6 protein-coding genes are annotated in these 12,241 nt (G+C 67.0%); all 6 read left to right on the top strand.

Annotation, left to right across the window (positions count from 1 at the left end; all coding sequences use genetic code 11):
- Nucleotides 1-14 precede the first annotated feature (14 nt).
- The 6 genes from AC6CID_RS01805 to AC6CID_RS01780 all read left to right on the top strand — a co-directional run bounded on the left by AC6CID_RS01805 (nt 15) and on the right by AC6CID_RS01780 (nt 12,154).
- Complete coding sequence (locus tag AC6CID_RS01805; RefSeq protein WP_217580292.1) at nt 15-1,334, top strand: MCE family protein; 1,320 nt, start codon at nt 15-17, stop codon at nt 1,332-1,334.
- Entirely contained in the window at nt 1,331-2,578 is a 1,248-nt protein-coding gene (locus tag AC6CID_RS01800; protein WP_039958116.1) for an MCE family protein, read from the top strand. The genes AC6CID_RS01805 and AC6CID_RS01800 overlap by 4 nt, the downstream gene beginning before the upstream one ends.
- Before the next feature lie 140 nt (nt 2,579-2,718).
- A complete protein-coding gene (locus AC6CID_RS01795) occupies nt 2,719-3,309 on the top strand; it encodes a hypothetical protein (protein ID WP_220666432.1) in 591 nt (196 codons plus the stop codon).
- A gap of 226 nt (nt 3,310-3,535) precedes the next feature.
- Nucleotides 3,536-4,171, top strand: a complete 636-nt coding sequence (locus AC6CID_RS01790) for a hypothetical protein (RefSeq protein ID WP_197483218.1) — start codon at nt 3,536-3,538, stop codon at nt 4,169-4,171.
- Between the two features lie 389 nt (nt 4,172-4,560).
- Complete coding sequence (rpoB, locus tag AC6CID_RS01785; RefSeq protein WP_006552276.1) at nt 4,561-8,067, top strand: DNA-directed RNA polymerase subunit beta; 3,507 nt, start codon at nt 4,561-4,563, stop codon at nt 8,065-8,067.
- A 115-nt stretch (nt 8,068-8,182) separates the two neighbouring features.
- Entirely contained in the window at nt 8,183-12,154 is a 3,972-nt protein-coding gene (locus tag AC6CID_RS01780; RefSeq protein WP_006552275.1) for a DNA-directed RNA polymerase subunit beta', read from the top strand.
- Nucleotides 12,155-12,241: the final 87 nt, after the last annotated feature.

Below are 12,241 nucleotides of genomic sequence, written 5' to 3'. Positions count from 1 at the left end.
GCGGCGCGAAGAGGATGGGCCGCACAGGTGTCTTCGGAGCGGCCGCGTGCGTGGTCGCGGTGACGGTCACGGGGTGCGGAGGTCTGTCCGACGTCCCGTTGCCCGGCGGCGCCGACGTGGGTAGCGATCCGATCCGTCTGTCCATCCAGTTCGACGACGTGCTCGACCTGGTTCCGCAGTCGAGCGTGAAGGTCGACGGTGTGCCGGTCGGGCGCGTCGAATCGATCTCGGTCGCATCCGATTTCGGATGGACCGCCGACGTCGGCATCGTGCTCGACTCGAGCGTCGACCTGCCGGCGAACGCGCTCGCGAGCGTCGAACAGTCGAGTCTGCTCGGTGAGAAGTTCGTGCAGCTCACGCCTCCGGAGGACGAGCCCCCGACGGGCCGGCTCGCCGACGGCGACGTGATCCCGCTCGACCGCACCCGGCACGCCACCGAACTCGAACCGGTGCTCGGCGCGCTGTCGCTGCTGCTCAACGGTGGCGGTGTCGGCCAGCTCGCGCCGATCGTCAACGAATTGTCGACGGCCTTCGACGGCCGCGAGGGAACCACGCGCAGCCTCATCGAGCAGGCCGAGACCCTGATAACCGGTCTCGAACAGCAACGCGACGACATCACCCGGGCGCTCGACGGACTCGACGAGCTCACGGTGCGGGTCGCGGAGCAGAACGACAAGATCGCCGCCGTGCTCGACGAACTGCCGGTCGCGACCGAGGTGCTCGAGCAACAGCGGCCGCAGCTGACCCAGCTGCTCGGCCAGCTCGACCGGCTCGGCACCGCAGGTGTCGACGTCCTCGATCAGTCCAAGGAGGATCTGATCGCCGATCTCCTGGCGCTGCGCCCGACCCTCCAGGCACTCGCGGCGTCGGGCGACGATCTCGTCGAGGCGCTCTCCTTCGTGCCCACGGTGCCGTTCCCGGACGGTGTCGAGAAGGTCGCGCTGGGCAACTCGGTGAACCTCTTCCTCCTCGTCGACCTGCAGATCGGCGATGCGCTGGCCGCGCTCGGTGTGGGCCAGGGCGACCCGGTCTACCGCCAGCCGAAGTTCGGCAATCCGAAGCCGCTCGTCGACCCGTCCAACCCGTACTACGACGGGAACGGACCTGCCCCGGGCTGGCCCACCGTGTCGTTGCTGCCGGTGCTTCCTACTCCGCGTCTGCCCGGTGTGACCCTGCCCGAAGGGGTGTCGCTGCCCGACGGCATCGAGATCCCGGGGGTCACCGAGGCCGGTACGGACACCGATACCGGCACCGGCACCGACGGTGACGAGGCCCCGCCGCCGGGGCCGCTGGAAGGTTTGCTGAATCAGCTCGGACTCGGGGGTGGGCAGTGAGATCGCGCCTGGTGAAAGTGCAGCTCGCGCTGTTCGTGGTCATCGCTCTGCTCGGCATCGTGTTCGTCGGTGCCCGGTACGTGCGGCTCGACAACCTCATGGGCTTCGGCCAGTACACCGTCGACGCGCGGTTCCCCACCGGCGGTGGCATCTTCCCGAACGCCGAGGTCACCTATCGTGGGGTGCCCGTCGGTCGAGTCGGGGCGCTCAGCCTCACGGACGACGGAATCAACGTCGAACTGCGCCTCGACAACGGCGGACCGCAGATCCCGGCGTCGGCGCGTCCCGTCGTGGCGAACCGGTCGGCGATCGGTGAGCAGTACGTCGATCTGCAGCCGCCGAACGACGAGGGCCCCTATCTCGAACAGGGCTCCGTCATCGAGGGCACCGAGGACGATCTGCCCACGCCGGTCGAAGACCTGCTGTTGAGCACGAACGACCTCGTGTACTCGGTTCCGCTCGAGCCGCTGCGCACCGTCGTCACCGAGCTCGGCGCGGCCTTCGACGGCCGCGGCGACGACCTGCAGGTGCTCGTCGACGCGCTCGCCGGTCTCAGCGAGAAGGGCACCGAATACCTGCCGCAGACCGTTACGCTCATCCGCGACAGCCTCACGGTGCTCGACACGCAGTCCGCCCAGTCGTCGGCGATCCAGCAGTTCAGCTCGGATCTGGATCTGGTGACCGCGCAGCTCCGCGACAGCGACCCCGACCTGCGGCGCCTGATCGACACCGGCACCGACGCGAGCGACCAGCTCTCCCAGCTGATCGAGGGCTCCGGCCCGGGCCTGACCACCGACCTCGCCAACCTCGCGGCGGTGGCGGAAGCGGCAGCCCCGCAGTCGATCGCTCTGCAGCCGCTGCTGGCCTTCCTTCCCGCCGTCGCGGGCAGCGCGAGTACGGTCGCTCCGGGCGACGGCGCGGTGCGTCAGGGCATCGTGCTCGAGACCAACAATCCGCCTTCGTGCACCATCGGGTACGAGGGGACGCAGGAGATCCTCGCGCAGATGCGCGCGCAGGATCCGAACTTCGACGAGACCCAGCAGGACTTCCCGTTCAACACGAACGCCTCGTGCGAGGTGCCGCAGGGCAGTGTCACCGGCGTGCGCAGCGCGAACCGCATCGTCTTCGCCGATCCGAACACGATCCAGCCCTGGGATTTCAAGCCGAAGAAGGACCCCGACAAGCTCAACCTGAATCCGATCGCGACGCAGCTCGCGCCGTTGCTCGGAGTCACCCCGAAGTGAGCAGTTAGTAGGTTTGTGGAGTGAGTGCACCAATTTCCTCCGACGCTCCGCCCACCCCGCCCCCCTCCGCCGACGGCAACTCGTCCGCGGACGGGCGGGGGCCGGGCGGGGCACGCAGGGCGGCCCTCGCCGTCGTCTCGGTGCTCGCCGTCGTCGCCCTCGCGGCGGCGGTGTGGTTCGGCTACGGCTGGGGGCGCGCGCTCCTGGTGGACCGTTCGGCTGCCGAGGCGCGCGACGCCGCGCTCTCGGGAGCCATGCAGGCGGCCGTCAACCTGAACAGCGTCGACGCGAACGACGTCGACCTGTCGATCGAGAACATGCGGTCGTCGATCACCGGCGACGCCCTGCGCAACGATCTCGCGGCGACCGAAGAGGACATCCGGGCCCGGGTCGCGGAGACCGGCACCAGCATGTCGGCCGAGGTGCTGTTCGGAACGCTCACCGAACTCAACACCGACGACGACCTGGGCAAGGCGCTCGTCGTCCTGGCCGTGCGCACCCAGACTCCCGAGTACTTCGTGACCAACAAGGTCCCGGTGCTCGTGTCGCTGCGCAAGGACGGTGACGTGTGGAAGGCCGAGACCATCGAACCGCTCGCCTCCGTCGAGATGGAGTCGGGACCGGTCCCCGGTGCTCCGGCTCCCGATCCCGGCGCGCAGCCCGCACCGGACGGGGCGCCCGCGCCCGAGGGTTCCGGGGCGCTCGCGCCCGAGGGCGAGGCGGGCCCGTGATGTTCGGCAAGTCGACGAAGGAGAACGTGTAGTGCCCCCGCAGCGACGGAAGACCGGCCCCAGTGGGCCCCCGCGCCGTCGGCCGAAGGTCGCCGGCACGTCCCGACCGCCTCGAGCGACCCCTGCAGAGGACGAACGCCCGACCCGGGCAGAGGACGAACGCCCGACCCGGGCAGAGCAAAACTCTGCCGAGGAAACTTCTGCCGAGCAGTCACGACCCTCCGAGGTGACGCTCGACAAGCAGGACGAGGAGCAGGAGAAGCCGGCCCCGGCGGCCGGCGACGGAACTCCCGCAGAGCACCCGACGGAGTCTCCGGCCGAGCCGGTTGATCCGCCCGAGCCTCCCGCCGGTGACGCCGGCAGGTCGCGTGCCTCCGGTGGGTGGCGTCCGGTGATCGTCGTCGGTGCGGTGGCGGTGGTGCTCGCGGTGATCGCCGCGGTCGCAGCCTTCCGCCCCGGCGCCGAGATCTCGAACGTCGCGTGGGTCGACACCGCGGAGACACGCGAGGTCACCGAGGCCGCGAAGGTCGCGATCGAGACCATGCACGGCTACGACTACCGCACCATCGACGAGGACTTCGGCCGGATCCGGGAGTTGCTGACCCCGGAGCGGCTCGAGGAGTTCGACTCGACCGCGGACGTCACCAAGAAGGCCGCGATCGACACCCGCACGGTCACCGAGGTGATGGTCGAGCACATCGGCGTGACGATGATCGACGACACCCGCGCCGAGGTCGCCGCCTACATCAACGTCAGCGCCACCGGCGACGGGATCGCCCAGGGAAGTGCGGCCGCACCGCTGCTGGTGAGGATGGAGAAGTCGGACGGACGATGGCTGGTCTCGGAGATCCGCGACCGGTGACGACGGCTGCGGATCGCCCCCTCACCGGGGGCGTCCGCGGCCGCGACGCGCGGATCGTTCCGGACGCGCAGTCTTGACGCAGGCGACGCGAGCGGTCACTCTATCGGTACGCCTGTTCGACTGAAGGCTTCCTCGTGAGCCGCTCGAGGTCGTTTGCCAGGTTTCTTTGAGGCACCCCTGTGGACATTTCGCCTACTCAGGTGTAGGTTAGTTCTTTGCGCTGGCTGCCTCCTGTTCACCTTCTGATCGTCGAGTCGGAATTCGCTCTTTCGAGCGAGACCGTTTCGGTGCGTCGGTGGGGTTCTCGTTCGGGTTGCGACCAGCGAAAACGCCCCACATGAAGAAGCAGGTACAGCGGCGGTCGCACCGGTTGGAGCGGCCCGCGTGAGGTGCTGGAAGGACGCATCTTGGCAGTCTCTAGCCAGACCAAGGCAGTAGCCGGAATCCCCGGAGCCCCGACGAGGGTGTCGTTCGCGAAGATTCGCGAACCCCTCGAAGTTCCCGGGCTCCTCGATCTACAGACCGATTCGTTCGAATGGTTGATCGGCTCGGAGCGCTGGCGCGCGAAGGCTGCCGAGCGCGGCGACGGTCACGTCGTCGGTGGCCTGGAAGAAATCCTCGACGAGCTCTCGCCCATCGAGGACTTCTCGGGTTCGATGTCCCTGTCCTTCTCCGATCCGCGCTTCGACGAGGTCAAGGCCTCCGTCGAGGAGTGCAAGGACAAGGACATGACGTACGCGGCTCCGCTGTTCGTCACCGCCGAGTTCATCAACAACAACACCGGTGAGATCAAGAGCCAGACGGTCTTCATGGGTGATTTCCCGATGATGACCGACAAGGGCACCTTCATCATCAACGGCACCGAGCGTGTCGTGGTGTCGCAGCTCGTGCGTTCGCCCGGTGTGTACTTCGACAAGAACGTCGACAAGAGCACCGAGAAGGACCTGCACAGCGTCAAGGTCATCCCGGGCCGCGGTGCCTGGCTCGAGTTCGACGTCGACAAGCGCGACACCGTCGGCGTGCGTATCGACCGCAAGCGTCGTCAGCCGGTCACCGTGCTGCTCAAGGCGCTGGGCTGGTCCACCGAGCAGATCGTCGAGCGTTTCGGGTTCTCCGAGATCATGATGTCGACGCTCGAGAAGGACAACACGGCGGGCACCGACGAGGCGCTCCTCGACATCTACCGCAAGCTCCGTCCGGGCGAGCCGCCGACCAAGGAGAGCGCGCAGACCCTGCTGGAGAACCTCTTCTTCAAGGACAAGCGCTACGACCTGGCGCGCGTGGGCCGTTACAAGATCAACAAGAAGCTCGGCCTGAACACGGGCCAGCCGATCGAGGCGTCCACCCTCACCGAGGAAGACATCGTCGCCACGATCGAGTACCTCGTGCGCCTGCACGCGGGCGAGAACAAGATGACCGTCCCCGGCGGCGTCGAGGTTCCCGTCGAGGTCGACGACATCGACCACTTCGGCAACCGTCGTCTGCGCACGGTCGGCGAGCTCATCCAGAACCAGATCCGCGTGGGCCTGTCCCGCATGGAGCGCGTGGTCCGTGAGCGCATGACCACCCAGGACGTCGAGGCGATCACGCCGCAGACCCTGATCAATATCCGTCCGGTCGTGGCCGCGATCAAGGAGTTCTTCGGAACCTCCCAGCTGTCGCAGTTCATGGACCAGAACAACCCGCTCTCGGGCCTGACCCACAAGCGTCGCCTGTCGGCGCTGGGCCCCGGCGGTCTGTCGCGTGAGCGCGCCGGCCTCGAGGTCCGCGATGTCCACCCGTCCCACTACGGCCGCATGTGCCCGATCGAGACCCCGGAAGGTCCGAACATCGGCCTGATCGGCTCGCTGTCGGTGTACGCGCGGGTCAACCCGTTCGGCTTCATCGAGACGCCCTACCGCAAGGTCGTCGACGGTGTCGTCACCGATGAGGTCGAGTACCTCACCGCCGACGAGGAGGACCGCTACCTCATCGCGCAGGCCAACTCGCCGATCGGTTCCGACAACCGCTTCTCGGACGAGCGTGTGCTCGTCCGTAAGAAGGGCGCGGAGATCGAGTACGTCTCCGCCGACCAGGTCGAGTACATGGACGTCTCGCCGCGCCAGATGGTGTCGGTCGCGACCGCCATGATCCCGTTCCTCGAGCACGACGACGCCAACCGTGCCCTCATGGGCGCGAACATGCAGCGTCAGGCCGTGCCGCTGGTGCGCAGCGAGTCGCCGATCGTCGGTACCGGCATGGAGCTGCGTGCCGCCGTCGACGCCGGCGACGTCATCGTCACCGAGAAGAGCGGCGTGATCGAAGAGGTCTCCGCCGACTTCATCACCGTCATGGCCGACGATGGAACCCGCAAGACCTACCGTCTGCGCAAGTTCGACCGTTCGAACCAGGGCACCTGCTCGAACCAGCGTCCGATCGTGGACGAAGGACAGCGCGTGGAGTCCGGCCAGGTCCTCGCCGACGGCCCCTGCACCGAGAACGGTGAGATGGCGCTCGGCAAGAACCTGCTCGTGGCGATCATGCCGTGGGAAGGCCACAACTACGAGGACGCGATCATCCTGTCGCAGCGCCTCGTGGAGGAGGACGTGCTCACCTCGATCCACATCGAGGAGCACGAGATCGACGCTCGCGACACCAAGCTCGGTGCCGAGGAGATCACCCGCGACATCCCGAACGTCTCCGACGAGGTCCTCGCCGACCTCGACGAGCGTGGCATCGTCCGCATCGGCGCCGAAGTCCGCGACGGCGACATCCTCGTCGGCAAGGTCACGCCGAAGGGTGAGACCGAGCTGACCCCCGAGGAGCGCCTGCTCCGCGCGATCTTCGGTGAGAAGGCGCGCGAGGTCCGCGACACCTCGCTGAAGGTGCCCCACGGCGAGAACGGCAAGGTCATCGGTGTTCGCGTGTTCTCGCGCGAGGACGACGACGATCTGCCTCCGGGTGTCAACGAGCTCGTCCGCGTGTATGTGGCGCAGAAGCGCAAGATCCAGGACGGCGACAAACTCGCCGGCCGCCACGGCAACAAGGGCGTCATCGGCAAGATCCTCCCGCAGGAGGACATGCCGTTCCTGCCCGACGGCACCCCGGTCGACATCATCCTGAACACCCACGGTGTTCCGCGTCGTATGAACATCGGCCAGGTCCTCGAGACGCACTTGGGCTGGATCGGCAAGGCCGGCTGGCAGATCCAGGTGGCCGACGACGGCAGCCGTCCCGAGTGGGCGCAGAACCTCTCCGATGAGATGCTCGCCGCCGAGCCCGACACCAACATCGCCACGCCGGTGTTCGACGGTGCCCGCGAGGAGGAGCTGACGGGTCTGCTGTCCTCGACGCTGCCGAACCGCGACGGCGAGGTCATGGTCGGCCCCGACGGCAAGGCGACGCTGTTCGACGGTCGCTCCGGCGAGCCGTTCCCGTACCCGGTGTCGGTCGGCTACATGTACATCATCAAGCTGCACCACCTGGTCGACGACAAGATTCACGCGCGTTCGACCGGTCCGTACTCGATGATCACGCAGCAGCCGCTCGGTGGTAAGGCACAGTTCGGTGGTCAGCGCTTCGGTGAGATGGAGTGCTGGGCCATGCAGGCCTACGGCGCCGCCTACACCCTCCAGGAGCTGCTCACGATCAAGTCCGACGACGTGGTCGGTCGCGTCAAGGTCTACGAGGCGATCGTCAAGGGCGAGAACATCCCCGAGCCGGGTATCCCCGAGTCGTTCAAGGTGCTCCTCAAGGAACTCCAGTCGCTGTGCCTGAACGTGGAGGTCCTCTCCAGCGACGGCGCGGCCATCGCGATGGCCGACGGCGACGACGAGGACCTCGAGCGGGCGGCCGCCAACCTGGGCATCAACCTTTCCCGCAACGAGTCGGCCACGGTCGACGACCTCGCGAACTAGGAGCCGAGCCGACGCGGTACGCACCCCGACACCACTGGGCGCGTACCGCGTCGGGCCCCGGCAGCGATAGCGACAACTAGCAGCAATACAACCCGCACAGGGGAAAGGAAGTTACGTGCTCGACGTCAACTTCTTCGATGAACTCCGGATCGGCCTGGCCACCGCCGAGGACATCCGTAACTGGTCGTACGGCGAGGTCAAGAAGCCCGAGACCATCAACTACCGCACGCTCAAGCCCGAGAAGGACGGCTTGTTCTGCGAGAAGATCTTCGGTCCCACCCGGGACTGGGAGTGCTACTGCGGCAAGTACAAGCGTGTCCGCTTCAAGGGCATCATCTGCGAGCGCTGCGGCGTCGAGGTGACCCGCGCCAAGGTCCGCCGTGAGCGTATGGGCCACATCGAGCTCGCCGCTCCGGTGACGCACATCTGGTACTTCAAGGGTGTGCCGAGCCGCCTCGGCTACCTGCTCGACCTCGCGCCGAAGGATCTCGAGAAGATCATCTACTTCGCCGCGTACGTCATCACGTCGGTCGACGACGAGCTGCGCCACAACGAGCTCTCCACTCTCGAAGCCGAGATGGAGGTCGAGAAGAAGTCGGTCGCCGACCAGCGCGACGCCGACCTCGAGGCCCGTGCACAGAAGCTCGAAGCCGACCTCGCCGAACTCGAGGCCGAGGGCGCCAAGTCCGACGTCCGCCGCAAGGTCAAGGACGGCGGCGAGCGCGAGATGCGTCAGCTCCGCGACCGTGCGCAGCGCGAGCTCGACCGCCTCGACGAGATCTGGACGACCTTCACGAAGCTGAAGCCGAAGGACCTGATCGTCGACGAGATGATCTACCGCGAGCTCCAGGACCGCTACGGCGAGTACTTCACCGGTGCCATGGGTGCCGAGGCGATCCAGAAGCTCATCGAGAACTTCGACATCGATGCCGAGGCCGAGTCGCTGCGCGAGACCATCCGCAGCGGCAAGGGCCAGAAGAAGCTCCGTGCTCTCAAGCGCCTGAAGGTCGTGGCGGCGTTCCAGCAGTCCGGCAACTCGCCCATGGGCATGGTTCTCGACGCCGTGCCGGTGATCCCGCCGGAACTGCGTCCGATGGTGCAGCTCGACGGTGGCCGCTTCGCGACCTCCGACCTCAACGACCTGTACCGCCGCGTCATCAACCGCAACAACCGCCTCAAGCGACTGATCGACCTCGGTGCCCCCGAGATCATCGTCAACAACGAGAAGCGGATGCTGCAGGAGTCGGTCGACGCCCTGTTCGACAACGGCCGTCGTGGCCGGCCGGTCACCGGTCCCGGTAACCGGCCGCTCAAGTCGCTGTCCGATCTGCTCAAGGGCAAGCAGGGCCGCTTCCGTCAGAACCTGCTCGGTAAGCGCGTCGACTACTCGGGCCGTTCGGTCATCGTCGTCGGTCCGCAGCTCAAGCTGCACCAGTGCGGTCTGCCGAAGCTGATGGCGCTCGAGCTGTTCAAGCCGTTCGTGATGAAGCGTCTCGTCGACCTCAACCACGCGCAGAACATCAAGTCCGCCAAGCGCATGGTCGAGCGTCAGCGCCCGCAGGTGTGGGACGTCCTCGAAGAGGTCATCAACGAGCACCCGGTTCTGCTGAACCGTGCTCCCACGCTGCACCGCCTCGGTATCCAGGCGTTTGAGCCGCAGCTCGTCGAGGGCAAGGCCATTCAGCTGCACCCCCTCGTGTGTGAGGCCTTCAACGCCGACTTCGACGGCGACCAGATGGCCGTGCACCTCCCGCTGTCCGCGGAGGCGCAGGCCGAGGCCCGCATCCTGATGCTGTCGTCGAACAACATCCTGTCGCCGGCATCGGGCCGCCCGCTCGCCATGCCGCGTCTGGACATGGTGACGGGTCTGTTCCACCTGACCCGTCTGGTCGAGGACGCCCCCGGCGCCTACACGGCCGCGACCGCCGACGAGCCCGAGCAGGGCGTCTACTCGTCGCCGGCCGAGGCCCAGATGGCCGTCGACCGTGGCGTGCTGTCGGTCCAGGCTCCGATCAAGGTGCGCCTGACCCAGCTGCGTCCGCCGCGCGACGTCGAGAACGAGCTGTTCCCGGAGGGTTGGAAGTTCGGTGAGCCGTGGACCACGCAGACCACCCTCGGTCGCGTGCTGTTCAACGAGCTGCTGCCGACGAACTACGCGTTCGTCAACGACATCATGCCGAAGAAGCGCCAGGCCGCGATCATCAACGACCTGGCCGAGCGGTACCCGATGATCGTTGTCGCGCAGACCGTCGACAAGCTCAAGGACGCCGGCTTCTACTGGGCCACGCGTTCGGGTGTCACCATCTCGATGGCGGACGTGCTCGTTCCGCCGGAGAAGAAGGACATCCTCGAGCGGTACGAGACCCAGGCCGACGCCATCCAGCGGCAGTACGACCGAGGCAAGCTCTCGGAGGACGAGCGTCGCGACTCGCTCGTCAAGCTGTGGCAGGAAGCGACCGAAGAGGTCGGTCAGGTCATGGAGGCGCACTACCCGGACGACAACCCGATCCCCACGATCGTCAAGTCCGGTGCTGCGGGCAACATGACCCAGATCCGTTCGCTGGCGGGCATGAAGGGTCTGGTGACGAACCCGAAGGGCGAGTTCATCCCGCGCCCGATCAAGTCCTCCTTCCGTGAGGGCCTGACCGTCGCCGAGTACTTCATCAACACGCACGGCGCGCGTAAGGGTCTGGCCGACACCGCTCTCCGTACCGCCGACTCGGGCTACCTGACCCGTCGTCTGGTCGACGTCTCGCAGGACGTCATCGTCCGCGAGGTCGACTGCGGCACGCCGCGCGGCATCGAGATGACCATCGCCGAGCTCGCACGCGACGCGACCGGTCAGCCGACCGGTGAGCTCGTGCGCGACGCTCACATCGAGACCAGCACCTACGCTCGCACGCTGGCGACGGACGCGGTCGACGCGAACGGCAACGTCGTCGTCGAGCGTGGTTCCGACCTCGGCGACCCGGCGATCGAGGCGCTGCTCGAGGCCGGTATCCAGAAGGTCAAGGTCCGCTCGGTCCTGACCTGCGACACCGGCACCGGCGTGTGCGCGACCTGCTACGGCCGTTCGATGGCGACGGGCAAGCTCGTCGACATCGGCGAGGCCGTCGGTATCGTCGCCGCCCAGTCGATCGGTGAGCCCGGTACGCAGCTGACGATGCGTACCTTCCACCAGGGTGGCGTCGGTGAGGACATCACCGGTGGTCTGCCCCGCGTCCAGGAGCTGTTCGAGGCTCGCGTCCCCAAGGGCAAGGCCCCGATCGCCGACGTCTCCGGTCGCATCCGTCTCGAGGACGACGATCGTTTCTACAAGATCACGATCATCCCCGACGACGGTGGCGAGGAGGTCGTGTACGACAAGCTGTCCAAGCGTCAGCGTCTGCACGTCATCCGCAAGGCCGACGGCACCGAGGGCGTGCTCGCGGACGGCGATCACGTGGAGGTCGGTCAGCAGCTCCTCGAGGGCTCTGCCGATCCGCACGAGGTGCTGCGCGTGATGGGCCCGCGTCAGGTTCAGGTCCACCTGGTCCACGAGGTCCAGGAGGTCTACCGGAGCCAGGGCGTGTCGATCCACGACAAGCACATCGAGGTCATCGTGCGTCAGATGCTGCGTCGCGTGACGATCATCGACTCGGGCTCGACGGAGTTCCTGCCCGGTTCGCTCGTCGAGCGCAGCGAGTTCGAGGCTGCGAACCGTCGTGTGGTTCAGGAGGGTGGCGAGCCGGCTGCCGGCCGTCCGGTCCTCATGGGTATCACGAAGGCGTCGCTGGCCACCGACTCGTGGCTGTCGGCGGCGTCCTTCCAGGAGACCACTCGCGTGCTCACCGACGCGGCGATCAACTGCCGCTCGGACAAGCTGATCGGTCTCAAGGAGAACGTGATCATCGGTAAGCTGATCCCCGCCGGTACCGGTATCAACAAGTACCGGAACATCGAAGTCCAGCCGACCGAGGAGGCCCGTGCGGCCGCGTACGCCATCCCGGCGTACGACGACCAGTACTACTCGCCGGACGGCTTCGGCCAGAACACCGGCGCTGCAGTGCCGCTGGATGACTACGGTTACTCCAACGACTACCGGTAGTTCGCTGCCGTAGTAGACGACGAAGGTCCCGCCCTCTTCTCTTCGGGGGCGGGACCTTCGTCATTTGTTCTCGACGGTGATGCCGTC

The sequence above is a fragment of the Rhodococcus sp. GQ147 genome (assembly GCF_059759155.1).
The sequence above is the reverse complement of the archived record's forward strand: the minus strand, read 5'-3'. Positions and strand labels throughout refer to the sequence as shown.